This is a genomic window from Mycobacterium sp. FW102-FHT13B02 (assembly GCF_058790275.1).
Genome location: NZ_JBYTCM010000027.1, coordinates 23,493 through 46,836, shown reverse-complemented (window position 1 = coordinate 46,836; position 23,344 = coordinate 23,493). Strand labels below are relative to the sequence as shown.

21 protein-coding genes and 1 pseudogene are annotated in these 23,344 nt (G+C 67.9%); 15 read left to right on the top strand and 7 right to left on the bottom strand.

Translation table 11 applies throughout. The features are described from left to right. Positions 1–2: 2 nt before the first annotated feature. The gene (locus tag AC3WTE_RS29090) at positions 3–377 is read right to left on the bottom strand and encodes a DUF7715 family protein (protein WP_492442923.1); all 375 of its coding nucleotides are present in this window, start codon (positions 375–377) and stop codon (positions 3–5) included. Between the two features lie 242 nt (positions 378–619). On the opposite strand from AC3WTE_RS29090, the gene AC3WTE_RS29085 reads away from it, so the two are divergent. Genes AC3WTE_RS29085 through AC3WTE_RS29055 form a run of 7 tightly spaced genes read left to right on the top strand, consistent with a single transcriptional unit; the run spans position 620 to position 7,012 of the window. Continuing rightward, positions 620–1,000, top strand: a complete 381-nt coding sequence (locus AC3WTE_RS29085; RefSeq protein ID WP_459365716.1) for a PPOX class F420-dependent oxidoreductase — start codon at positions 620–622, stop codon at positions 998–1,000. Then, the gene (gene purU / locus AC3WTE_RS29080; protein WP_492442922.1) at positions 1,000–1,890 is read left to right on the top strand and encodes a formyltetrahydrofolate deformylase; all 891 of its coding nucleotides are present in this window, start codon (positions 1,000–1,002) and stop codon (positions 1,888–1,890) included. Before AC3WTE_RS29085 ends, purU begins: the two co-directional genes overlap by 1 nt. Positions 1,891–1,894: 4 nt before the next feature. After that, the gene (locus tag AC3WTE_RS29075; protein WP_459365714.1) at positions 1,895–2,287 is read left to right on the top strand and encodes a PPOX class F420-dependent oxidoreductase; all 393 of its coding nucleotides are present in this window, start codon (positions 1,895–1,897) and stop codon (positions 2,285–2,287) included. A gap of 34 nt (positions 2,288–2,321) precedes the next feature. Continuing rightward, positions 2,322–2,810, top strand: a complete 489-nt coding sequence (locus tag AC3WTE_RS29070) for an FxsA family protein (protein ID WP_492442921.1) — start codon at positions 2,322–2,324, stop codon at positions 2,808–2,810. Positions 2,811–2,831: 21 nt separating this feature from the next. Continuing rightward, positions 2,832–4,457 carry an amidohydrolase gene (locus AC3WTE_RS29065; protein WP_492442920.1) on the top strand — a complete coding sequence of 542 codons (1,626 nt, stop codon included), beginning with the start codon at positions 2,832–2,834 and terminating at the stop codon, positions 4,455–4,457. Continuing rightward, positions 4,450–6,267, top strand: coding sequence for an apolipoprotein N-acyltransferase (gene lnt, locus AC3WTE_RS29060; RefSeq protein ID WP_492442919.1), 1,818 nt, complete (start codon positions 4,450–4,452; stop codon positions 6,265–6,267). The genes AC3WTE_RS29065 and lnt overlap by 8 nt, the downstream gene beginning before the upstream one ends. Beyond that, a complete protein-coding gene (locus AC3WTE_RS29055) occupies positions 6,257–7,012 on the top strand; it encodes a polyprenol monophosphomannose synthase (RefSeq protein ID WP_492442918.1) in 756 nt (251 codons plus the stop codon). Before lnt ends, AC3WTE_RS29055 begins: the two co-directional genes overlap by 11 nt. A 59-nt stretch (positions 7,013–7,071) precedes the next feature. Here AC3WTE_RS29055 and AC3WTE_RS29050 read toward each other — a convergent pair whose 3' ends face one another. After that, complete coding sequence (locus tag AC3WTE_RS29050) at positions 7,072–7,407, bottom strand: RNA polymerase-binding protein RbpA (RefSeq protein WP_043400890.1); 336 nt, start codon at positions 7,405–7,407, stop codon at positions 7,072–7,074. A 129-nt stretch (positions 7,408–7,536) separates the two neighbouring features. Between AC3WTE_RS29050 and AC3WTE_RS29045 the strand changes: the two genes are divergently transcribed. The 3 genes and pseudogenes from AC3WTE_RS29045 to AC3WTE_RS29035 form a co-directional block, all read left to right on the top strand. Next, positions 7,537–7,863 (top strand): hypothetical protein, encoded by a 327-nt coding sequence (locus tag AC3WTE_RS29045; RefSeq protein ID WP_459365709.1) that lies wholly within the window; start codon positions 7,537–7,539, stop codon positions 7,861–7,863. 31 nt (positions 7,864–7,894) lie between these two features. Further along, positions 7,895–8,533, top strand: coding sequence for a DNA-directed RNA polymerase subunit beta (locus AC3WTE_RS29040; protein WP_492442917.1), 639 nt, complete (start codon positions 7,895–7,897; stop codon positions 8,531–8,533). Positions 8,534–8,773: 240 nt separating this feature from the next. After that, positions 8,774–8,911 (top strand): annotated as a pseudogene (locus tag AC3WTE_RS29035) (patatin-like phospholipase family protein); the annotation flags it as partial. Positions 8,912–9,007: 96 nt separating this feature from the next. Here the strand turns inward: AC3WTE_RS29035 and AC3WTE_RS29030 are convergent. Further along, positions 9,008–9,757 carry a hypothetical protein gene (locus AC3WTE_RS29030; protein WP_492442916.1) on the bottom strand — a complete coding sequence of 250 codons (750 nt, stop codon included), beginning with the start codon at positions 9,755–9,757 and terminating at the stop codon, positions 9,008–9,010. Between the two features lie 36 nt (positions 9,758–9,793). On the opposite strand from AC3WTE_RS29030, the gene ilvA reads away from it, so the two are divergent. Next, on the top strand, positions 9,794–11,077 hold the full coding sequence (ilvA, locus tag AC3WTE_RS29025) for a threonine ammonia-lyase IlvA (protein WP_492442915.1): 1,284 nt from the start codon (positions 9,794–9,796) through the stop codon (positions 11,075–11,077). A gap of 53 nt (positions 11,078–11,130) precedes the next feature. On the opposite strand, the gene treZ is transcribed toward ilvA, so the two are convergent. The 4 genes from treZ to sucT are packed head-to-tail and all read right to left on the bottom strand — an operon-like array spanning position 11,131 to position 19,416. Further along, a complete protein-coding gene (gene treZ, locus AC3WTE_RS29020) occupies positions 11,131–12,852 on the bottom strand; it encodes a malto-oligosyltrehalose trehalohydrolase (protein ID WP_492442914.1) in 1,722 nt (573 codons plus the stop codon). Further along, positions 12,845–15,106 (bottom strand): malto-oligosyltrehalose synthase, encoded by a 2,262-nt coding sequence (gene treY / locus AC3WTE_RS29015; RefSeq protein WP_492442958.1) that lies wholly within the window; start codon positions 15,104–15,106, stop codon positions 12,845–12,847. The genes treZ and treY overlap by 8 nt, the downstream gene beginning before the upstream one ends. 11 nt (positions 15,107–15,117) lie before the next feature. Next, the gene (gene glgX / locus AC3WTE_RS29010) at positions 15,118–17,250 is read right to left on the bottom strand and encodes a glycogen debranching protein GlgX (RefSeq protein WP_492442913.1); all 2,133 of its coding nucleotides are present in this window, start codon (positions 17,248–17,250) and stop codon (positions 15,118–15,120) included. Between the two features lie 9 nt (positions 17,251–17,259). Further along, positions 17,260–19,416, bottom strand: coding sequence for an acetyltransferase SucT (gene sucT / locus AC3WTE_RS29005; RefSeq protein ID WP_492442912.1), 2,157 nt, complete (start codon positions 19,414–19,416; stop codon positions 17,260–17,262). Between the two features lie 112 nt (positions 19,417–19,528). Between sucT and AC3WTE_RS29000 the strand changes: the two genes are divergently transcribed. The 4 genes from AC3WTE_RS29000 to AC3WTE_RS28985 are packed head-to-tail and all read left to right on the top strand — an operon-like array spanning position 19,529 to position 23,206. Then, positions 19,529–20,821 (top strand): adenosylmethionine--8-amino-7-oxononanoate transaminase, encoded by a 1,293-nt coding sequence (locus tag AC3WTE_RS29000; protein ID WP_492442911.1) that lies wholly within the window; start codon positions 19,529–19,531, stop codon positions 20,819–20,821. Between the two features lie 36 nt (positions 20,822–20,857). Next, the gene (locus tag AC3WTE_RS28995; RefSeq protein WP_492442910.1) at positions 20,858–22,000 is read left to right on the top strand and encodes an 8-amino-7-oxononanoate synthase; all 1,143 of its coding nucleotides are present in this window, start codon (positions 20,858–20,860) and stop codon (positions 21,998–22,000) included. Continuing rightward, positions 21,997–22,689 (top strand): dethiobiotin synthase, encoded by a 693-nt coding sequence (gene bioD, locus AC3WTE_RS28990; RefSeq protein WP_492442909.1) that lies wholly within the window; start codon positions 21,997–21,999, stop codon positions 22,687–22,689. The genes AC3WTE_RS28995 and bioD overlap by 4 nt, the downstream gene beginning before the upstream one ends. Before the next feature lies 1 nt (position 22,690). Beyond that, on the top strand, positions 22,691–23,206 hold the full coding sequence (locus tag AC3WTE_RS28985; protein ID WP_492442908.1) for a 2'-5' RNA ligase family protein: 516 nt from the start codon (positions 22,691–22,693) through the stop codon (positions 23,204–23,206). Positions 23,207–23,344 lie beyond the last annotated feature (138 nt).

Here is a 23,344-nt window from a genome sequence, read left to right as displayed (position 1 = left end):
GTTTACGCGGCCCGCGGCGAGAACTCCTCGAGTCGACGTTCGATCACTGTTCCGGTGTCGAATGCTGCGGCCATGGCGAGGTTCTCGTCGGCAACTTCTTCAGCCCACTCGGGTGGCCATCCGCCGTCGCTGAGGCTGGTCCGCATTGCGAGGACCAGTTCTTGTCGTGTCATCTCCGCATCAACGACCTGAGCAGTGGTCGTGGCGCGATGTGATGCGAGACCGGCAAAACCCCGGCCGCATCCGCATCCGCCTTCAGGGTCGCGGCGGTCACGGTCGCACGGATCCTGAACCCACACGAGTTCTCCTGGGACGCAGTAGTTGTAGTCATTTCCGCGAACACCTTGAGTGAGCGCTGTCGCTACAAGGATTTTCATCTTGTCGACCTCCTGATCGGTTGGAACACGACGCTACGACTGGCCACCGACAAGTGTGGCGGTCGACATTGACGCAATGACCGAACGCAACTGGGTGGCGCCAGAACCGCCGATCTACCGCCGTCCAGTTGCTTTCGGCGACCGTCTACCACGCGGGTGCCAGCTGTGAACCATCACGCGTTTCGCGGCCGGCGAACCAGTTCGCAGCGCTGGCCGCACACCGCCCGACTAGCCTGATCGCCATGGCCCTCACCTTCGCCGACGTCGCCACCGCGAACTACATCCTGCTGACCACTTTCACCAAGGACGGCCGGCCGAAGCCCACCGCCGTCTGGGCCGTGCCCGACGGTGACCGGCTACTGGTCATCTCCGAAGCCAAGGCCTGGAAGGTCAAGCGGATCCGCAACACCCCGCGCGTCACGGTCGCCAAGTGCGACATGCGTGGCAACCCGAAGAGCGAGGCCGTCGAGGCCACGGCGGCCATCTTGGACAAGTCGCAGCTGAACACCGTCTACGACGGCATCGGCAAGCGCTACGGGTTGATCGGCAAGGCCTTCAACTTCGTCTCCAAGCTGCGCGGCGGTATGGAGAACAACGTCGCGCTGGAGTTGCGGGCCGCGTAGTGACTGGATTCCCCGCAGGCGCGCCAAAGCTGCCGCGCCACAAGGACATCGGGCGGCTACTGCTGAACTGCCCGGACCGCCGTGGCGTGATCGCCGCGGTCTCGACATTCCTGACCGACTCCGGTGCCAACATCATCTCGCTGGACCAGCATTCCACGGCTCCCGAAGACGGTGTCTTCCTGCAACGCACCGTCTTCCACCTGCCGGGGCTGGCCGCCGCGCAGCCCGATCTGGAGCGCGAATTCCATTCGGTGGCACAGGAATTCGACATGGACTACCGGTTCACCGATGCGTCAAGGCCGAAGCGCGTGGCGATCATGGCGTCGACCGCCGACCACTGCCTGCTCGACCTGCTGTGGCGCAACCGGCGCGGCGAACTCGACATGACCGTGGTGATGGTGATCTCCAACCACGCCGACCTGGCCGAGCAGGTCCGGGCGTTCGGGGTGCCGTTCGTCCACATCCCGGCCACCCGGGACATTCGCGAGCAGGCCGAGCAGCGTCAGCTGGAGCTGCTCAAGGGCAACGTCGATCTGGTGGTGCTCGCCCGGTACATGCAGATCATCACGCCGGCGTTCCTCGAGGCCATCGGCTGTCCGCTGATCAACATCCACCACTCCTTCCTGCCGGCGTTCGTCGGCGCGACGCCGTACCGGCGGGCCAAGGAGCGCGGCGTGAAACTCGTCGGCGCCACCGCCCACTACGTGACCGAGGATCTGGACGAGGGACCGATCATCGAGCAGGACGTCGTCCGCGTCGACCACACCCACAGCGTCGAGGAGCTTGTTCGGCTGGGTGCGGATGTGGAACGGGCCGTGTTGTCCCGGGCGGTGCTGTGGCACTGTCAGGACCGCATCCTGCGCCACGGCAATGAAACCGTGGTCTTCTAGAGCCATGGCTCCGACGTTCGAAGACGTGTACCGCGAGAAGTACCTGCTTCTGACGACCTTCACGAAGGACGGCCGGCCCAAGCCGACTCCGGTCTGGGGGGTGCCGCACGAGGGCAAGCTGCTGATCAGCACCGACGACGGCTCCTGGAAGACCAAGCGGATCAAGAACACCCCGCGGGTCACCATCCAGAAGTGCGGCGCACTGGGCAAGGTCAAGGGCGAGCCCGTCGAGGCCATTGCCCGCAACCTGCCCAAGTCCGAGACCAAGCGCGTCTTCGACATGGTGACCCGGCGCTACTGGTGGCACGCGTGGTGGTGGATCCCGCAGGCCATCATCCGCGGCGGCGTCGAGAAAGTGCACGCAGCAATCGAGGTGGAGCCGGTTCCGGACGCCTAGGAACCAATTCCAGCGTTTCCGCGTTGTCCAGGGCATGGCGATGCGACTATTTCTCGTTTATGCCTTGGTCGAGGTCGCGGTGCTGGCGGTCCTGGCCTCGACCATCGGTGTGGCTTGGACATTGCTGGCGCTGTTGGCCACTTTTGCCGTCGGCCTGGCCGTCGCGGGCACCCAGATCGCCCGGCATTTCAGCAGGCTGTCGGACGCGCTGAGCGCTCGATCCGCCGATCCGACGCTGGCCACGGACAGCCTGTTGGTGGCGCTCGGCACGGTGCTGGTCGTTCTTCCCGGGCTGGCCAGCTCGGTGCTCGGGGCGCTCATGCTGGTGCCGTTCACCAGGCGCGCGGTGCGGCCGGCGGCAAAGGCCCTGTTCAGTCGTCAGCTCACGCCCATGGACTTCCCGACCCAGGTGATCTACGTCAATCACGACGAGCGCTATCGCGGCCGCGATGACTACATCGACGGGGAAGTGATCGAGGTCATCGACAGCGCACCGGTTGCTGTACACCGGCACGCCGGCTGAACGGACTAACCTGTCACGTTCGTGACCACCTTTGCGACGACTCTGCTGCTCGGCGGTCGTATTCACAGCCCGGCTGCGCCCGACGCCACGGCGATCGCCATCCGCGACGGAGTGGTGGCCTGGCTCGGCTCCGATGACATCGGCCGGGCGCTGTATCCGGACGCGACTGTCGTCGATCTCGAGGGCGCATTCGTGGCGCCGGCATTCGTCGACAGCCATGTGCACCTGACCGCCACCGGACTCACCGTGGTCGGGCTTGACCTTCGCACCGCGACGTCCCTGCCGCACCTGCTGACCCTGCTGACCGAGTACGCCGCGCAGCACCCGGACGTTGTCATCTGGGGCCACGGCTGGGACGAATCGGGCTGGCCGGAACACGCTGTCCCGACCACTGCGGACCTCGATGGAGTGCTCGGTGGCCGTCCCGCGTACCTGGCCCGGGTCGACGTGCACTCCGCCGTCGCATCGACCGGTCTGCGGCAGCTGGTGCCCGGACTTTCCGACACCGCGGGCTTCTCCGAGCAGGGGCCGCTGACCGCCGAGGCCCACCACCGCGTGCGGGCCGCGGCCCGCAACCTGCTCAGTGCGACACAGCGCCGCGACGCGCAGCGCGGCGCACTCGATCTGGCCGCGCGCAACGGCATCGTCGCGGTGCATGAGTGCGCCGGCCCTGAGATCGGCGGCCTCGACGACTGGGCCGAACTGCGGGCCACCGAACACGGCGTCGACATCGTCGGCTACTGGGGCGAGGCCGTGACCAGCGCTACTGCTGCGCGGGATCTGATTGCCCACACCGGCGCTCACGGATTGGCCGGTGACCTCTTCATCGACGGTGCGCTGGGCTCGCGCACCGCCTGGCTGCAGCAGCCCTACTCCGATGCGCCCGGCTGCCCGCCCGCCTGTGGCAACTGCTACCTGGACACCGACGCAGTGACTGCGCATCTGCTGGCTTGCACCGAGGCCGGCATCACCGCCGGTTTCCACGTCATCGGCGATGCGGCCGTCGCCGCTGTCATCGAAGCGCTGGACCGGACCGTGGCGGCGTTCGGGGCGCCCGCGGTGGCGCGCTGCGGTCACCGGCTCGAGCACCTCGAGATGGTGGATTCGGAACAGGCGCGCAGGCTGGGTTCGTGGGGCGTCGTGGCCAGTGTGCAGCCGAACTTCGACGCGCTGTGGGGCGGCGCGGACGGCATGTACGCGCAGCGTCTCGGTGCCGATCGCTCACAGGGTTTGAACCCGTTTGCGCTGTTAGCATCCCAAGGCGTGCCCCTCGCCTTCGGTTCGGACAGCCCCGTCACCAGCATCAATCCGTGGGAATCCGTGCGCGCCGCCATCAGCCACAAGACGGCCGGAAGTGCCATTTCGGCGCGGTCGGCGTTCCTGGCCGCCACCCGTGGTGCCTGGCGGGCCGGCGGCGTCCGCGACGGCATGACGGGGACGCTGGTGCCCGGCGCGGTCGCCTCGTACGCCGTCTGGAAACTGCCGGGAGGTGCCTCGACATTGGACGTGACCGCACCGGCCGACGCCGTCCAGCGCTGGTCGACCGATCCGCGGTCCCGGGTCCCGGCGCTGCCTGCGCTCGGGCCCGACGACGAGCTGCCGACCTGCCTGCAGACCGTGCACCGCGGTGAGCAGATCCATGGCTGACGGCCGGGGAGGTCTGGAAGGCATGGCGGACGCCGAAGAGACCCTGGACAATGCCGTCCAGGGTGAGGTGGAGACACCCGAACAACCACAGGCACCCGAGCCGCAGGGCCCCAGCCGCGGCGCGCGGATCATCGCGAGTCTGCGGCAGTTCTTCGAGCCGCGGTTGGTCCGGCTCGCCGCGGCCGTCGTGGCCGGTCTGCTGCTGTGCGCGAGCTTCCCGCCGTTCGATCTCTGGTACCTGTCGTTTCCCGCACTGGCACTACTGGCCTGGGTGCTGGCTGACGAACGCACAACTCCCGCAGGCGGTTTCGGCTACGGCATGCTGACCGGCCTGGTGTTCTACGTGCTGTTGCTGCCGTGGATCAGCAGTTTCGTCGGCCTGGTGCCGTGGCTGGCGCTGTCGGCCCTCGAGGCGTTCTTCACCGGGGTGTTCGGGTTGACCGCGGTCCTCGTGCGGCGCCTGCCCGCGTGGCCCCTGTGGTTCGCCGCGCTGTGGGTGGCAGCGGAATGGCTCAAGTCGACGGTGCCATTCGGCGGCTTCCCGTGGGGCGTCGTGGCGTTCAGCCAGACCGATGGCCCGCTACTGCCGCTCGCACAACTCGGCGGTGCGCCGCTGGTGTCGTTCGCGGTGGCACTGATCGGATTCAGCCTGACGGCGATCGTGCTCGAGGCCGTCAGGCACTGGCGTCACGATCACCGCACCGGTGCCGCCGCGCCGCCGGAGGTGTTCATCCCGGGTATCTGCATCGCCCTGGTTCTGCTGCTCACCGGCCTGGCGTGGCCGCACGTCCGCAAGGCCGGTGCCGGGTCCGGTGACGACCCCGCAATCAACGTCGCCGCCGTCCAGGGCAACGTGCCGCGGCTCGGTCTGGACTTCAACGCCCAGCGCCGCGCGGTGCTCGACAACCACGTGCACGAAACCAAGCAGCTGGCCGAGGACGTCCGTGCCGGCCGGGCACCACAGCCGCAGGTGGTCATCTGGCCGGAGAACTCGTCGGACATCGATCCGCTGGTCAACGCCGACGCCGCGGAACTGATCTCGGCGGCGTCCTCGGCGATCCACGCGCCGATCCTGGTGGGCACCGTGCTGGCCGCGCCCGACTACACGCCGGAGCATCCGGTGACCACCAACTCCGTCATCGTCTGGGACGGGACAAACGGGCCGGGGGACCGTCACGACAAGGCCATCGTCCAGCCGTTCGGCGAGTACCTACCCTGGCGCAGCTTCTTCCGGCTGTTGTCGTCATATGCCGACCGGGCCGGCTACTTCGTTCCGGGCAACGGCAGCGGTGTGGTCACCGCCGCCGGCGTGCCGATCGGCGTGACGACCTGTTGGGAGGTCATCTTCGACCGGGCGGCCCGCCAATCGGTTCTCAATGGCGCACAGCTACTGGCAGTGCCCGCCAACAACGCGACATTCGACGAGCCCATGAGCCTTCAGCAGCTGGCCTTCGCCCGGCTGCGTGCCGTCGAGCACGACCGGTACGTCGTGGTTGCCGGCACCACCGGGATCAGCGCGATCGTCGCCCCCGACGGCCATGTCCTCGAGCGGACCGAGTTCTTCCAGCCGGCCTATCTGGACCGCCAAGTGCGGTTGAAGACCGACCTCACCCTCGCCACCCGGTGGGGACCGGTCATCGACGGGTTGCTTGTGGGGGTCGGTGCTGCCGCCCTTCTGGTTGCCATGCTGCACAATAGGAACCTCATGCGCCGCCGCCAGGCGGTTGCGGAGCATCAGGACGGCAGCGCCGCCGGAACTGACACCGACACCGACACCGAAACGAACAGGGGAACTGACCATGGGCGATGACCGTCCGAGTCAGCGCACGCTGGTGATCATTCCGACCTACAACGAGCGCGAGAATTTGCCGTTGATCGTCGGCCGCGTGAACGCTGCCCGCCCGGACGTCCATGTGCTGATCGTCGATGACGACAGCCCCGATGGCACCGGCAAGCTGGCCGACGAACTGGCGCTGGCCGATCCCGACCGCCTGCACGTCATGCACCGGGCCGGCAAAGGTGGCCTGGGCGCGGCGTATCTCGCCGGCTTTGCCTGGGGCCTGGACCGCGGTTACAGCGTCCTCGTCGAGATGGACGCCGACGGCAGCCACGCGCCCGAGGAGCTCTACCGTTTGCTGGACGCCGTCGACGCCGGCGCCGATCTGGCCATCGGGTCCCGGTACGTCCCGGGCGGCGCCATCCGGAACTGGCCCCGTCGCCGGCTCGTGCTGTCCCGCACCGCGAACACCTATGCCCGGTTGCTCCTGGGCGTCAAGATTCACGACATCACAGCCGGCTACCGCGCCTACCGGCACGACGTGCTGGAGAAGATCGGCCTCGACGATGTCGATTCGAAGGGCTACTGCTTCCAGATCGACCTGACCTGGCGTGCCATCAATGCGGGCTTCACCGTCGCCGAGGTGCCCATCACGTTCACCGAGCGCGAGCTGGGCGTGTCGAAGATGAGCGGATCGAACATCCGTGAGGCCATGTCGCAGGTGGCGAAGTGGGGTATCCGCGGCCGGCTGGACCGGGCTCGCGGCATCGTGCGCTGACCACCGAGCCGCAAACACAAAAAAGCCCCGCCGTGGGCGGGGCTTTTTCGTTTGCGTAGTTAGCCGCGGCGGCGGGTCTTGATGAGCTCCAGCCGCTCCTTGAGCAGCTCTTCGAGCTCCTCGACGGAACGACGCTCGAGCAGCATGTCCCAGTGGGTACGCGGCGGCTTGACCTTCTTGGGCTCTGGAACGTCACCCTCCAGCAGGGTGCCTTCCATGCCGTTCTTGCACGCCCAGGTGCCGGGGATTTCCGCGTCGTCGGCGAACGGAACTTCGAATTCCTCGCCGTTGTCGGTGCGGTACCGGGCCACCTGACGCGGCGCCAGGTCATGGTTACGGTCGGTCTCGTAGCTCACGGCTCCGAGGCGACTGCCTCTCAGGACTCGATCAGCCATGGTCAATCACTCCCTTGGTATAGCGACAGGGGAATCAACGCAGACCAGCGGCGTGAAGTTCCCGACTCAGGTATCCATGATACCGGGGTCCGAGCCGTCTCCCGATACAGTCACGACCGTGAGGCGGACATGAAGCGTTCGAAGGCCCAACCGTGCCGGTGGTGTGGCCGGGAGGTGGCTGACGCGGGCATGGGTCGTCGTCGCCAGTACTGCCGCCAATCGTGCCGTCAGCGGGCCTACGAGCAGCGTGCCATGGTGAAGGGGACCAACCTGGCGGAAGACTCGGTGGTGCTCAGCGCCGAGGAAGCGGCGGCCCTCTCCGACCGCGTTTATCAGGTACGGTGTGCGGCCGAGGACGTCGCGACCGCTGTTGCCGAAGGCGCCGGGCCCGCTGAATTGGGAGAGCTGTGTGAGGTGCTGCTGCAAGCCGCGAAGGACGCAGACGGCTGGCGCTAGGGCGAGCGCAGTGACGGGAAAGAAATAGCGCATGACTGATGACCGTCGGCGGATTCACAAGCCGACCAAGTTTCTGGGCCGCGGTTTCGAGGCGTTTCACGATGTCGAGGACCCGGTGCAGGACAGTCGCATCGCCCATGAGACGGCGGCGGCGCTGCTGGAGCGGGTGCGGACCTATCCGGACCCGGACGTGGTGTCGCGGCTGGTGGCCTACACCGATGAGCACGGCATCGAGACCATCGCCGAGTTGTGGGCCGGTGCCGGCGCGCGCAGCCTGCCCGGCGCGCTGTGGCGGGTGTATCTGCTGCGGCTGTCGATCCGCAACGACCCCTATTCGGCCAGCCTGATGTTCGGCCGCGGTGCGGAGGTGCTGCACTCGATCGACCCCGTGGTCGCCGGCGCCGAGACGCCCGTCGGGCCGACGGAGATCCGGGAGCTCGCCGACCGAATCCTGCGCGGCGTCTTCGAGGGCGACTTCGCGGTCGCCCTCGAGCGCGCGGCGGCGTATTGCCGGGTTAGTGCGGCCGGCTGCACGAGTCTCGCCGAGGACGCGACGACGACCGCGCCGGAGCGCGCCGCGGAGCTGACCGACCGGGCTGTGGCGTTCACCCGGATCGCCAACGAGCTGCATGCCGCAGCCGGGTTGTGGCGCAGCGACTCGCTGGATTGACGCGATGGCCGACGATGTCGGCGCTACAGCTTCTGAGAAGTTAAAGCCAGACCGCAGAACGCCTCTCGGCGGTAGGCCGCTCGTGGCGGCGAAATTTGGGGCCCGGGGTTACTGCGGCCTGGCGATGTTCACTCTAGCGGATGATCGCGTGTGGCGAGCAATTCCGTGATGGCGTCGGGCGCTGCGCGAGGTGTCCGGAATCGTCTCGGCGGACCGACTCGATGTGCGTACGGGGTCGCCATGACGACGGCGTTCGTGTTGTCCGGTGGCGGCAGCCCGGGGTCCATCCAGGTGGTCATGCTGCTGGGGCTCGCCGAGGCGGGCAGCACGCCGGATCTGATCGTCGGCACCTCGGTCGGTGCCCCCCATGGCGGGTGGTGAACAACACACCGGTGCCGCACGCGGTGGAGCTGGGCGCGACCGAGGTGTGGGTGCTGCTGTCCAGTGCTCGAGTTCCACCTGGATTGACGTGGGCTACTTCAACACATTGACGGCCCGGGCCACCACGAGCGCGGTGGTCGACACCGCCACCATCGACTGCACGGTCATCATCGTCTTGGCCCAGCGCGACAGCGGCATGGTGTCGGTAGGGGAGAACGCGACCACATTGGTGTAGCTGGTGTAGAGGTAATCGACGAAGGTCGGGCGCCAATTGGGTTTGGCGTTCTGCGGATCGGACATCTGCGGGAACTGGAAGTCCGGGTAGGGGTTGTCTCCCGCCCGCCGGGCGAAGGGGCCGCCGCGATCCAGCTCCCAGTACCAGATGCCGAACACGATGATGTTGGTGATGAAAATCGCTGCGCCGCTGCCCAATAGGACGCCGGCGTCGTTGCTCACCTTGCCGGACAGGATGTTCAAATCCAAGATGATCGCCGAGGCCGTGTTGTCCAGCGTGATGGCCGCGGTCAGCACGATCATGGTCCAGCGGCCGACGGTGGTCTGGCGGGACAACCGGACCGGATTGATGACCATCAGGACGGCGACCAGCAGCAGTTCCAGCGTGATCAACGGCCACCGGGGTATTTCCGGGACGGTGTACTGCACAGGGATCGCGCGCTGCAGCGTCACCGCGGCCAGGATCGCGAAGATCACCGGCAGCCGGTTCTCCGGATCGCCGGGCCGGAGCCAGGACGGCACATGTTGTTCCGCGCTGTTCGTGATGCGGTGAGTCCGCTCGATGAACGTCCTGACCGCCGGCGGCAACGGTTCTGATGTGGGGTCCATTCGCTCAGTTTCGCACCGGGATGACACCATTGAGCGGTGTCTGCCGAGCTGAGCCAGGGAACCCACAGGTCGTCGCCGCTTGCCGCGGCCGACATCGATGCGGCTGCCCGGCGAATTTCCTCGGTCGTGACGCGCACCCCGTTGCAGTACAGCGACCGGCTGTCGGCGCTGACCGGCGCCCAGGTCTACCTCAAGCGTGAGGACCTGCAGGCGGTGCGCTCGTACAAGCTGCGTGGCGCCTACAACCTGTTGATGCAGCTCTCCGACGAGGAGAAGGCCGCCGGCGTGGTGTGCTCGTCGGCGGGCAACCATGCGCAGGGGTTTGCGCTGGCCTGCCGGTCGATGGGTGTGCACGGCCGCGTCTACGTCCCGGCCAAGACCCCCAAGCAGAAGCGGGACCGCATCCGGTACCACGGCGGCGACTTCATCGAGCTGATCGTGGGAGGCGCCACCTACGACCTGGCGGCCGCGGCGGCGCTCGAGGACGTCGCGCGGACGGGCGCCACGCTGGTGCCGCCGTACGACGACCTGCGCACCATGGCCGGGCAGGGCACCATCGCGGTGGAGATCCTCGAGCAACTCGACGTCGAACCCGACCTGGTGATCGTGCCGGTCGGCGGCGGCGGTTGCATCAGCGGGATCACCACCTACCTGGCCGAACACACCAGCGCGACGTCTGTGCTCGGGGCCGAGCCCGCGGGTGCGGCGTCGATGATCGCGGCGCTGGCCAAGGGAGAGCCGGTGACCCTCGAGCACGCCGACCAGTTCGTCGACGGGGCGGCGGTGGCCCGGGCCGGAACGCTGACGTATGCGGCGCTGGCCGCGGCCGGTGACATGGTGTCGGTGACGACGGTCGACGAGGGCGCGGTCTGCACCGCGATGCTCGACCTGTACCAGAACGAGGGCATCATCGCCGAGCCCGCGGGTGCGCTGTCGGTGGCGGCGTTGATGGAGAACGGTGTCGAGGCCGGGTCGACGGTGGTCTGCCTGATCTCCGGTGGCAACAACGACGTCTCGCGGTACGGCGAGGTGCTCGAGCGGTCGCTGGTGCACCTGGGTCTCAAGCATTACTTTCTGGTGGATTTCCCGCAGGAGCCCGGCGCGCTGCGGCGGTTCCTCGACGAGGTGCTCGGTCCGGGCGACGACATCACGCTGTTCGAATACGTCAAGCGCAACAACCGGGAGACCGGCGCGGCGCTGGTCGGCATCGAGCTCGGTTCGGCCGCCAATTTCGACGGCCTGCTCGCGCGGATGCATGATTCCGGCATCCATGTCGAGCCGTTGGAGCCGGGCTCGCCGGCGTACCGGTATCTGACGTAGCCATCTCCTCGCCGAGATGACGCGTTATGACGGGATTCGGCGATATTTCGTCATCAAGCGTCATCTCGGCGGAGGATGGCGAAACTGTGGCCGTGCAGGGTCGCGGCGTCCGTTCCGACCTGAGGCGCGGCTGACCACAGCACCGGCGCACCGGTGACGGGCACCGCGACGGGCTGCGCGCCGAGGTTGCATGCCACGGCGAACGCCCCACGGTGCATGACGATCCACCGGTCGCCTTCGTCGAACTCGACGCGCAGCTGGTCGAGCCACGGATTGGCGAAGTCGGGTTCGGTGCGCCGCAACGCAATCAGCTCGCGGTACAGCTGCAGCAGGTGGGCGTGCTCGCCGGTGCCGGCTTCGGCCCAGTCGAGTTTGGAGCGCTGGAACGTCGCAGGGTCCTGCGGATCGGGGATGTCCTCGGCGGCCCAGCCGTGATCGGCGAACTCCGCCTTGCGCCCCTCTGCGGTCGCGCGGGCCAGTTCGGGTTCGGGGTGCGAGCTGAAGAACTGGAACGGCGTCGATGCGCCCCACTCTTCGCCCATGAAAAGCATTGCCGTATAGGGCGATCCGAGGACCAAGGCGGCCTTGATGGCGAGTTGCCCGAAATCGAGATGCTGCGACGGACGGTCACCGAGCGCCCGGTTGCCCACCTGATCGTGCGTGCACGTATAGGCCAGCAGTCGGGTGGCCGGCAGCTGCGCGGTGTCCAGGGGCCGGCCATGACGCCGGCGCCGGAACGACGAATACGTGCCGGCATGGAAGAAGCCGTGCGTGAGGGTGGTGGCCAGGGTCTGTAGAGACCCGAAATCGGCGTAGTAGCCTTGCCGTTCGCCGGAGACGGCGGTGTGGATGGCGTGGTGGATGTCGTCGTCCCACTGCGCGGCGAGGCCGTAGCCGCCGTGGTCTCGCGGGGTGATCAGCCGTGGGTCGTTGAGGTCGCTTTCGGCGATCAGAGACAGCGGGCGGCCCAATTCTTCTGCCAGCGTGTCGGTTTCGGTGGCCAGCTCCTCCAGCAGATGAACGGCTGTGGTGTCGACCAGCGCGTGCACCGCGTCCAACCGCAGGCCGTCCATGCCGAAATCCCGCATCCAGCGCAGCGCGCAGTCGATGATGTAGCGACGCACCGCATCGGAGTCGGCATCGGCGATGTTGACGGCTTCGCCCCACGGCGTCCGGCCCACGGTCAGGTACGGCCCGAACTTCGGGAGGTAATTCCCCGATGGGCCGAGGTGATTGAACACCGCGTCGAGCAGGACACCGAGGCCACGCCGGTGGCAGGCGTCGACGAACCGGACGAGACCCGATGGGCCGCCGTAAGGTTCGTGGACTGCGTACCAGAGCACGCCGTCGTAGCCCCAGCCATGACTGCCGCTGAACGCGTTGACCGGCATCAGTTCGACGAAGTCGACGCCGAGCTGGACCAGGTGGTCCAGCCGCTCGATGGCGGCGTCGAACGTGCCGGCTGCGGTGAAGGTGCCGACGTGCAGTTCGTAGATCACCGCGCCGTCGATGGCCCGGCCGGCCCAGGGGGCCACGGGCTCGGACTGCCACAGCTGCGAAAGGCCGTGCACGCCATCGGGTTGCCGTGGCGACCGCGGATCGGGCAGCGGATCAGAATGATCGAGGATGAAGCCGTAGCGCGCATCGGCCGGTACCTCGACGGTGGCGCGCCACCACCCGTCGTCCGAGCGGTGCATCGGGTGTCTGGCTCCGTCGGCCTCGACTGCGACGGCCTGCGGTATCGGGGCCCATACCGCGAATTCGTGGTCAGGCACGGGCTTTCTCCAACAGCGCGCCGGGCAGTTCGGCGAACAGTGCGTCGGCGGTCACGGTGCCCGACCAGGCTCTGCCGGTCAGGCGGTCGGTCCAGTCGCCGTCCGGCAGGGTGAGTGTCGTCTCGCCCCATCCGGTTTCGCCGAGCTTCAGCGTCCACCGCGGAACCGCCACCAGCACATCGGTGCCGCGCTGGAAGGCGATCACGTGGTCGGCGGCGGCCCCCGCGGCGGCGACGGGTGTGTAGTCGCCCGACAGGTACGTGGCCGGCCGCTCCCGGCGCGACCGCAGTGCCCCCACGACGACCCGGATCTTGGGGTGGCTCAAGGTATTCAGTTCGGTCTGGCGGACAGCGAAGTCGACCGGACGACGGTTGTCCGGGTCCACCAGGCTGTCGTCGAACAGCTCGGTGCCCTGGTAGACGTCGGGGATGCCGGGCACGGTGAGGGCCAGCAGTTTCTGCGCGACGGCGTCACTGCGGGTGGCCTCATCGAGCTCCGCGACAAATGCGGTGACCTCGCCCGCGACCGGACCGTCGAACAGGGCGTCGATCCAGTCGTGCACCCCGTCCTCGAATTCACTGTCGGGCTGCTCCCAATCGGTGTGCAGTTCGGCTTCCCGGATGGCCTTCTCGGCGTAGGCGTGCAACCGCCGGCGCAGGCTGTCGTCGATCTCGCCGGATGTGGGCCACACACCGATGATGTTCTGCCACAGGAACAATCCGGTGCCCTCGTCTGGTGGGACACACACCCTGTTCCAGCGGAGAACCCGCTGTGACCACCGGTCGGCGCGCTGGGACAGCACCGTGATGCGGGCCCGGACATCCTCGCTGCGCTTGGTGTCGTGCGTGGACAGGGTCACCATGCTCGCCGGCCAGTCTCGTCCGCGCGCTGCGGCGCGGCGGTGAAACTCGGCCGTGCCCATGCCGAACAGTTCGGGGGTGCCGCCGACTTCATTGAGAGACACCAGCCGGGCGTCGCGGTAGAACAGGGTGTCTTCGACGGCCTTGGCCGTCACCGCGCCGCACAGCTGCTGCAACCGGGCGGCCGGTTCCGGCTGTTCGACGGCGTCCGTGAGAAGTGCCACGGCGGGCGCCAATTCCGGTGCCTCGGCGATCGTTTCGCTGATGGCCCGCGGCAGCATCGCGGACACGGACTGGTAGTCCGTGCGGTACGCGTCGATGCGGCTCACCACGTCGGCGATGGCCGCAGGCAGGGCGGGGTCGTCGCTTCCGGCGGTACGCACGACGGCGCGGCGCAGCCTGGCCAGCTCGCTGGCCAGGACCTCGGTGGCCACCCGGATCTTCAATTCCCGGGTGTCGCATCGGGTCTCGCGAGCCAGGTCCGTCAGCGGGCCCGCCCCATCGGGGTCGACGAACAGCCCGCCGATCTCCCGCAGCACGTCGTACCCGGTGGTGCCGCCGATGGGCAGGCTGGGTTCCAGCGGCTCGTCGGCGGCCAGGATCTTCTCGGCGACGATCCACGCGTCGGGCCCGGTCAGTTCGCGCAGCCGAGCCAGATAGCCGGCGGGATCGGTCAACCCGTCGATGTGGTCGACCCGCAGCCCGTCCACCAGACCCTCCCGGAACCAGCGGCTGATCTCGGCATGACTGGCGTCGAACACGTCTGGGTCCTCCTGGCGCACCGCCGCCAGCGAGGTGATGGAGAAGAACCTCCGGTATCCGCAGGCACCGGACTGCCAACCCGTCAGCCGGTACGCCTGCCGCGCGTAGACCTCGGCGGCGGTGCCCGCGCCGGTGCCGGGCCGGATCGGCCAGATTCGGTCGCCCAGTCGCAGCACCTCACCGTCGACGGTCAGAGCATCGACGTCGGCGTCAGAACCGAGCACCGGCAACACGATTCGGCCGTCGGGGTCCAGGTCCCAGTCAATATCGAAGAAGGTGCTGAACCGAGATGAACGCCCATACGTCAGGACGTCCCACCACCACGGGTTCTGTTCGGGCCGATCGACCCCGACGTGGTTCGGCACGATGTCCACGACCAGCCCCATACCGCACGCGCGGGCGGCTTCGGAGAGCCGCGAAAACCCGTCCGGCCCGCCGAGTTCTGCCGAGACGGCGGTCGGATCGGTGACGTCGTAGCCGTGCGTCGACCCGGCGACGGCGGTCAATACCGGCGACAGGTAGAGGTGTGAGACGCCGAGATCGGCGAGGTAGGGCAGCAGGGCACGCGCGTCGTCGAAGGTCATGCCGGCGCTGCTCATTTGCAGTCGGTATGTGGACATGACCGGCGACATGGGCACTGTGTTCACGCCGTCTTACGCAACACCAGTAGCGAGCGGGCCTGCAGCGAGATCGTCTCGCCGGCGGCCGCCACCAGGGCGGTGCGCCCGCGCGGATCCGCGGTATCGAGATCCGCCGCCCACTGCTGGCCGTAGCCCTGGTCGGGGATCACGAATTCCAGCGCCTCGTCGTGGGCGTTGAAGCACAACAGGAACGAGTCGTCGGTGACGCGCTCACCGCGCGCGTTGGGTTCGGGTATCGCATCGCCGTTGAGGAACACCGAGATGCTCTTGCCGAAACCCGAATCCCAATCCTCCAGCGTCATCTCGTCGCCGGCCGGGGTCAGCCAGGCGATGTCGCGGACCTGTCCGCTGCTCCGGATCGGTTGCCCGGCAAGGAACCGGCGGCGGCGGAACACCGGATGCCGGCGCCGCAGCGCCACTACGGTGCGGGTGAATTCCAGCAGCGCCGAGTTGGCCTCGAGCATGCTCCAGTCCATCCACGACAGCGGGTTGTCTTGGCAGTAGGCGTTGTTGTTGCCCTGCTGGGTGCGTCCGATCTCGTCCCCGTGGCTGATCATCGGAGTGCCTTGCGACAGCATCAGCGTCGCGAAGATGTTGCGGCGCTGTCGTTCCCGCAGCGCGAGGATCTCGGGATCGTCGGTCGGGCCCTCGACACCGCAGTTCCAGGATCGGTTGTGACTCTCGCCGTCCCGGTTGTCCTCGCCGTTGGCTTCGTTGTGTTTCTCGTTGTAGGACACCAGATCGGTCAGGGTGAAACCGTCGTGGCAGGTGACGAAGTTGATGCTGGCGCCGGGGCGCCGGCCCGTCGCTTCGTACAGGTCTGAGGAACCCGTCAGCCGGGAGGCGAATTCGCCAAGGGTTGCGGGCTCGCCCCGCCAGTAATCGCGCACAGTGTCCCGGTATTTCCCGTTCCACTCGGTCCACAAACCTGGGAAGTTGCCGACTTGGTAGCCACCCTCGCCGACATCCCACGGCTCGGCGATCAGCTTCACCTGGCTGATCACCGGATCTTGTTGCACCAGATCGAAGAACGCAGACAGTCGGTCCACGTCATAGAACTCGCGGGCCAGGGTCGAGGCCAGGTCGAAGCGGAAGCCGTCGACGTGCATCTCCAGCACCCAATACCGCAGCGAGTCCATGATGAGCTGCAGGGTGTGCGGGTGACGGGCGTTGAGGCTGTTGCCGGTCCCGGTGAAGTCCTTGTAGAGCGACGGGTCTTCGTCGTCGAGCCGGTAGTAGGCGGCGTTGTCGATGCCGCGGAAGTTCAGCGTCGGGCCGAGGTGGTTGCCTTCGGCGGTGTGGTTGTAGACCACGTCAAGGATGACTTCGATGCCGGCTTCGTGGAACGACTTCACCATGGTCTTGAACTCGGCGACCGCGCTGCCGGCGTGCTGGTTCCACGAGTACTGGTAGTGCGGGGCGAAGAAGCCGAACGTGTTGTAGCCCCAGTAGTTCCGAAGGCCCAGGTCCAGCAGCCGGTGGTCGTGCAGGAACTGGTGCACCGGCATCAGTTCGATCGCGGTGACGCCGAGAGACCGCAGGTGCTCGATGATCGCCGGGTGCGCGAGCCCGGCGTACGTGCCCCGCAGTTCCTCGGGGATGGCCGGATGGGTCTGCGTCATGCCCTTGACATGGGCCTCGTAGATCACCGTCTCGTGGTACGGCGTCCGGGGCCCCCGGTCGTTGTCCCAGTTGAAGAACGGGTTGATCACCACGCTGGTCATGGTGTGCCCCAGCGAATCAACGCCCGGGGGTTCGCCGGTGGCCGACTGCTGAGGTGCTCCGGTCAGGTCATAGGAGTACAGCGCCTGAGAAAAGTCGAAGTCGCCGTAGAAGGACTTGCCGTAGGGGTCGAGCAGCAGTTTGCTCGGATCGCAGCGGTGCCCCGCGACCGGATCCCATGGGCCGTACACGCGGAATCCGTACCGTTGTCCTGGCGTCACCGTCGGCAGATAGCAGTGCCAGACGTAGCTGTCGACCTCGTCGAGGTTGACGCGTTCCTCGGTGCCGTCCTTGGCGATCAGGCACAGCTCGACGCGTTCGGCGACTTCGGAGAACAGCGAGAAATTGGTACCGGAACCGTCGTAGGTGGCACCGAGGGGATAGGCGCTACCCGGCCAGACGCCAACAACCATGAAGGCAGCTCACCACCAGCCGGTGGCAGCCCCGACCTGGCGGCCGAGTTCGGCGGTCATGGTGCGCATGTAGGTGGCGGACAGATGATGAGAGTCGTGGTACAGCAATACATTTCCCTCCACAGCGCGGCAGTCGTCGGGTCGGCACACCGCGTCACTCATGTCGAGCGGTTTCAGCAGTGGGAACTGCGCGACGAAATCGAGGGTCGGGTTGTGGTCGGACAGTACCTCGGAGCGGGCGATACCGCAGGACGTCGAATTGCCGCCGCTGGCAAGGCAGTCGGCCGGGAAGAAGGGCTTACCGTCCCGCACCAGCCAGGGGGTGTCGCGCATGGCCAGAATCGGGATGTTCGCGTCGGACAGCCGCTGCCAGATACCGATGTAGGTGCCCGGCATCACGTCACCGGGCTTGATGTTCCAGGGTCGCGTGGAAGTGGTGAACACGAAGCTCGGGTGGTCGGTCACGAGCTTCGGCATGACCAGCTCGTTCCACTCGTAGCACTTCGGGTACGGCCGGTTGTCGCCCATCACCAGAGGATTGGGCTCTGTCGACAGCGGACAACCCATCTTCAGATAAGTCACCACTTTGAAGTGGTACCGCTTGCCGAGGAGGTCCAGTGCGGTGATCCAGTGTTCGGCGTGCGAGCCGCCGGCCAGCGCGATGGTGCGGGGCGCTTTCGTGTCGCCGTAGGTGCAGTTGCGGATGGACAGGTCATCGAAATCGGCGATACAGCCGTCAGCGGTCGTCGCCGGCACGTCGTCATGGGCTTCGAGCACGGTCGGGCGGAACAGGAGCTTCGGCACCCTGGCGTGGTGCAGCAAGGCGCGCGCGCCCGGGTAGTCGACGGGCGACAGCGTGACGAGTTCCTTGCCGTTGGCGCGTGCGGTGTTCATGTGCTCGCGCCAGGTGAACGCCGTGGCGGTCAATGTCACGCCCATCAGGGCGACGACTGTCGCCAGCAGCGCGGTGGGCCGCCGCATCCGGCTCCGGCCGGCCGCACCAGCCGACGCCGACGGCCGGCGCAACGGGTTCTCCACGTAGCGGGTGGTCAGCCAGGCCAGCATCCCGGACACCGCCAGCACGGCGGTGCCGTCGACGAAATGAGCCCGGCTGTGGCCGCTGTAGGCCAGCCAGAAGATCAGCAGCGGCCAGTGCCAGAGGTACAGCGAATACGACATGGCGCCGAGAGACAGGAACGGTCCGGTGGCCAGCAGCCGGTTCGGCGCGGGCAGCCGCTCGGTGTGGTTCGCGGCGCTGAGGATGAAAAGCATGGTCGCGCCGACCGGAACCAGCGCCCACGGTCCGGGGAACTCTCGCACGCCGTCGATCAGGGCGCCGCATGACAGGATCGCCGCCAGCGCGACCACCGACACGGTGTTGCGCAGCCACATCGGCCACCGGACGGACGGCACGAGCGCGCCGACGAGAGCACCCAGTAGCAGCTCCCAGGCGCGGGCGAAGCTGTCGTAGTAGGCACTGACCTGGTCGGCTTGGTGCGCGACGATCGCGTACCCGAACGACACCACGGTCAGCACACTGAGCAGCGCGATGAATGCGGGCCGCAGCCGGTCACCGAGCCTGCGCCGGAACAGATACGCGAAGCCGAAGATCAGCGCCAGGAACGTGACGTAGAACTGGCCCTGCACCGACATCGACCAGAGGTGCTGCAGCGGGCTGACGGATTCGCCGGCTCGCAGATAGTTCGACGCGGTCTCGGCGAGCTCCCAGTTCTGGTAGTAGCCGAGGCTGGCCAGGCTCTGGTCGGCGAACGTCTCCCAGCGCGTCTGAGGCTGAATCAGGATGGTCAGCACCGCGCCCGCGGCCAGCACGACGATCAGGGCGGGGAGCAGACGGCGGACCAGGCGGCGCAGCTGCGGACCGGGGGACAGCGGCGCTTGCGGCGTCAGCGCGATCCGGAGGAGTTTGCCACCGAAGAAGAAGCCGGACAGCGCCAGGAAGACATCGACACCGCCGGAAACCCGGCCGTACCAGACGTGAAAGGCCGCGACCATGGCGATGGCGATACCGCGCAGACCGTCCAGGTCGTGGCGGTAGAACGCACTCGGCGCGTTGCCCGCAGCGGCGTCTGCACCGCCGTCGGAGACGCGCGCGGCGTTGCCCGACCCGGGCTGCGACGCCGGCCGCGGTGCTGCAAGAGTCGTCATGGTCGGATGTCAATCTACCCAAGATCCAGAACTGGTTCATGTAGCGGCGAGTCGCCCGCCGGCCGAGTACGCCGGTGTCGACGTGCTCGGCGGGCGATTAGGCTCGGTCATCGTGCCAGCGCTGAACCCTGCCGAAATCTCGGCGATCGACACCGCCCACATCTGGCACCCGTACAGCACCATCGGTGCCGGAGCGTTGCCCGCGGTGGTTGCCACCGAGGCGCACGGCACCTTGCTGACGCTCATCCACGAGGGCCGGCCGGTCCAGGTCATCGACGCGATGAGCTCGTGGTGGACGGCGGTGCACGGCCACGGGCATCCGGTGCTCGACGCCGCGATCATCCGTCAGCTGAGCACCATGAATCACGTCATGTTCGGTGGATTGACGCACGAGCCCGCGGCCCGGCTGGCGCAGCTGCTGGTGGAGATCACCCCGGCCGGTCTGGACACCGTGTTCTTCTCGGATTCGGGTTCGGTTTCCGTCGAGGTTGCCGCGAAGATGGCGCTGCAGTACCAGCGCAGCCTCGGCCGTCCCGGCCGGCACAAGCTGATGACGTGGCGCGGCGGCTACCACGGCGACACCTTCACGCCGATGAGCGTCTGCGACCCCGACGGCGGCATGCACTCGATCTGGACCGATGTCCTGATGCCGCAGATCTTCGCACCGCGGGTACCCACGGAGTACGACCCGGCATATGTCGAGGCCTTCGAGGCCCAGCTGGCGTCGCACGTCGACGAACTCGCGGCCGTCATCGTCGAGCCGGTGGTCCAGGGCGCCGGCGGCATGCGGTTCCACGACCCGCGCTACCTGACGGCGCTGCGCGACATCTGTACCCGCCACGACGTGCTGCTGATCTTCGACGAGATCGCCACCGGCTTCGGGCGCACCGGTGAGCTGTTCGCGGCGGACCACGCCGGCGTCAGCCCCGACATCATGTGCGTCGGCAAGGCGCTGACGGGCGGCTACGTGACGCTGGCGGCGACGCTGTGCACTGCCGAGATCGCGCGGGTGATCAGCTCCGGCGAGCCCGGGGCACTCATGCACGGGCCGACGTTCATGGCCAACGCGCTGGCGTGCGCGGTATCGGTGGCAGCGGTCGAGTTGCTGTTGAGCGGGGATTGGAAGGCGCAGGTGGCTGCCATCTCGGACGGGCTGCGGCGTGGCCTGGCGGCGGCGGCGGAGTTGCCCTCGGTCGCCGACGTGCGCGTGCTGGGTGCCATCGGCGTCGTCGAGATGCGCGAACCGGTGAACATGGCGCTGGCCACGGTCACCGCGATCGAGCACGGGCTGTGGCTGCGGCCCTTCGGCAAGCTGGTGTACGTCATGCCGCCCTTCATCTGCACTCCCGCGGAGATCGACCGGATCACCTCTGGTGTGGTCGCCGTAGCCCGTGCGCTAACCTGAACACCGTTCAATTGCACTGGAGTCAGGAGCGCGCCGATGACTGATCACTCGCCGCTGGCCTGGCTCGCCGAGGTCGAACGCAAGCGCCGGGCCGCGGGCCTGCGCCGCTCGCTGCGGGTCCGCCCCGCGGTCGCCACCGAGCTGGACCTCGCCTCCAACGACTACCTGGGTCTGTCTCAGCATCCCGACGTCATCGAGGGCGGCGTGACGGCGCTCCACACCTGGGGTGCGGGCTCCGGCGGCTCTCGGTTGGTGACCGGCAACACCGAGCTGCACGAGGACTTCGAGGCCGAGCTGGCCGACTTCATGGGCGCCGAGTCGGCGCTGGTGTTCTCCTCCGGTTACACCGCCAACATCGGTGCGGTGGCGGCGCTGTCCGGGCCGGGCTCGCTCATCGTGTCCGACGCGTACAGCCACGCCTCGCTGGTGGATGCCTGTCGGCTGTCCCGGGCGCGGGTGGTGGTGTCCGCGCACAACGACGTCGGCGCCGTGGAGACCGCGCTGGTCAGCCGCTCGGAGGAGCGCGCCGTGGTGATCACCGATTCGGTGTTCTCCACGGACGGCGCACTGGCCCCGCTGCGCGCCCTGCACGAGGTCTGTCGCCGGCACGGTGCGCTGCTGATCGTCGACGAGGCCCACGGCCTGGGCGTACGCGGTACCGGCGGGCGCGGCCTGGTCCATGAGGTCGGCCTGGCCGGAGAACCCGACATCGTGGTGACCACGACGCTGTCGAAGTCACTCGGCAGCCAGGGTGGTGCGGTTCTCGGCCCCGCCGCGGTGCGGGCCCACCTGATCGACGCCGCCCGCACCTTCATCTTCGACACCGGCCTGGCTCCGGCTGCTGTCGGCGCCGCGCGGGCCGCGCTGCAGGTCCTCGTGGCCGAGCCGTGGCGCGCGCAGGCCGTGCTGACCCACGCCGCGACGCTGGCCCGGTTCGGCGGCGCCGTCGGTACCCCTGACTCCGCCGTCGTCTCGGTGATCCTCGGTGACCCCGAGGTCGCGCTGGCCGCGGCGTCGGCCTGTCTGGACCGTGGGGTCCGGGTCGGCTGCTTCCGGCCCCCGACCGTGCCCGCCGGCACCTCGCGGCTGCGGCTGACCGCGCGCGCCTCCCTCGATGACACCGAACTGGATTTGGCCGGTCGGGTGCTCGGCGAGGTGCTCGCGCTGGTGCAGTCGTGACGGTCCTGTTCGTCGCCGGTACCGACACCGGCGTCGGCAAGACCATCGCCACCGCGGCCCTGGCGTGCGCCGCTCGACAGGCCGGCCTCGACGTCGCGGTGTGCAAGGCGGTGCAGACCGGAATCTCTCCGGCCGCCGGCCACGGTGACGACGACCTGGCCGAAGTGGGACGCCTGGCCGGGGTCACCTCGCTGGTCCCGGGCTGGCGCTATCCCGAGCCGCTGGCGCCCGTCGCGGCGGCCGCACTGGCCGGCATGACGTTGCCGTCCCGTGACGAGCTGATCGCGCTGATCAAGAACGTGGACCGGCCCCGTCAGCTCACACTGGTGGAAGGCGCTGGGGGACTGCTCGTCCAGCTCGGCTCCGACGGCACGACGTTGCGTGACCTGGCTATCGAGCTCGGGGCGCCGGTCCTGGTCGTCGTCGCGCCGGGCCTGGGCACCCTCAACCACACGGGCCTGACCGTCGAATCGCTTGCCGCCCACGGCATCGCGTGCGCAGGATTGGTGATCGGTAGCTGGCCGCAGGAGCCGGGGGTCGCGGAGGAGTCCAATCGGGGCGCGCTGGACGACATCGCCCCGGTGCGTGCGGTGCTGCCCGCTGGAGCCGGCCGCTTGTCGCTCGAGGATTTCGCCGCCGTGAGCGCGAAAGCATTTGCTCCGCAATGGGTTTCGAGCCTGGTCGGTTGACATGGTGCACTCGGTCGAGCTGTTGTTCGACCTCGACACCGAGGCCGTGATCCGGTCGCTGTGGGATGACCTGCGGGACGCGGGGATCGCTGCTCAGCCGCCCGCCGCACGTCCACACGCCACCCTGTGCGTCGCCCAACACATCGACGACGCGGTGCTACCGGCGCTGGCTGGTCTCGCCGGGAGGTTCCCGTTCCCGGCCCGCCTCGGTACCACGCTGGTGTTCGGTCGCACTGCCGGAATCCTCGCGCGGCTCGTGGTGCCCAGTGGCGAGCTACTGGACCTGCATGTCGAGGTCTGCCGGCTCAGCGCACCGCATCTGCGCCCGGGCCCCATGCCCCACACCAATCCCGGTGACTGGACGCCGCACGTCACCCTGGCGCGTCGGGTCCCGCCGGACCGGCTCGTCAGAGCACTCAGCATCGCCGGCAGGCCGGCAGAGATCAGCGCGACCGCTCGTGGACTGCGGCTCTGGAACGGCAACGCCCGCACAGAGACTCAGATCGACTTGAGCTGAGTCTGATACCTGGCTTCAATTTCGAGGCACTCGCACCTGTCGTGGTTGAAGCCAGGTACTTCTCGAGACCGTCAGGCATCCCTGAGTGCAATAACCATGGGCAGATCGCCAAAGTGATTGCACTCAGGAACTTTTCGT

Bases quoted from the DNA above. Each gene is read 5' to 3' on its own strand.
- AC3WTE_RS29040 (WP_492442917.1), top strand. From the start codon at position 7,895: ATGACTGATGACCGTCGGCGGATTCACAAGCCGACCAAGTTTCTGGGC.
- AC3WTE_RS29070 (WP_492442921.1), top strand. From the start codon at position 2,322: ATGGCGATGCGACTATTTCTCGTTTATGCCTTGGTCGAGGTCGCGGTG.
- lnt (WP_492442919.1), top strand. From the start codon at position 4,450: ATGGCTGACGGCCGGGGAGGTCTGGAAGGCATGGCGGACGCCGAAGAG.
- AC3WTE_RS29050 (WP_043400890.1), bottom strand. From the start codon at position 7,407: ATGGCTGATCGAGTCCTGAGAGGCAGTCGCCTCGGAGCCGTGAGCTAC.
- AC3WTE_RS28995 (WP_492442910.1), top strand. From the start codon at position 20,858: ATGACTGATCACTCGCCGCTGGCCTGGCTCGCCGAGGTCGAACGCAAG.
- AC3WTE_RS29055 (WP_492442918.1), top strand. From the start codon at position 6,257: ATGGGCGATGACCGTCCGAGTCAGCGCACGCTGGTGATCATTCCGACC.
- AC3WTE_RS29030 (WP_492442916.1), bottom strand. From the start codon at position 9,757: ATGGACCCCACATCAGAACCGTTGCCGCCGGCGGTCAGGACGTTCATC.
- glgX (WP_492442913.1), bottom strand. From the start codon at position 17,250: ATGGTTGTTGGCGTCTGGCCGGGTAGCGCCTATCCCCTCGGTGCCACC.
- sucT (WP_492442912.1), bottom strand. From the start codon at position 19,416: ATGACGACTCTTGCAGCACCGCGGCCGGCGTCGCAGCCCGGGTCGGGC.
- AC3WTE_RS29085 (WP_459365716.1), top strand. From the start codon at position 620: ATGGCCCTCACCTTCGCCGACGTCGCCACCGCGAACTACATCCTGCTG.
- AC3WTE_RS29090 (WP_492442923.1), bottom strand. From the start codon at position 377: ATGAAAATCCTTGTAGCGACAGCGCTCACTCAAGGTGTTCGCGGAAAT.
- AC3WTE_RS29075 (WP_459365714.1), top strand. From the start codon at position 1,895: ATGGCTCCGACGTTCGAAGACGTGTACCGCGAGAAGTACCTGCTTCTG.
- AC3WTE_RS29045 (WP_459365709.1), top strand. From the start codon at position 7,537: ATGAAGCGTTCGAAGGCCCAACCGTGCCGGTGGTGTGGCCGGGAGGTG.
- AC3WTE_RS28985 (WP_492442908.1), top strand. From the start codon at position 22,691: ATGGTGCACTCGGTCGAGCTGTTGTTCGACCTCGACACCGAGGCCGTG.
- treY (WP_492442958.1), bottom strand. From the start codon at position 15,106: ATGTCGCCGGTCATGTCCACATACCGACTGCAAATGAGCAGCGCCGGC.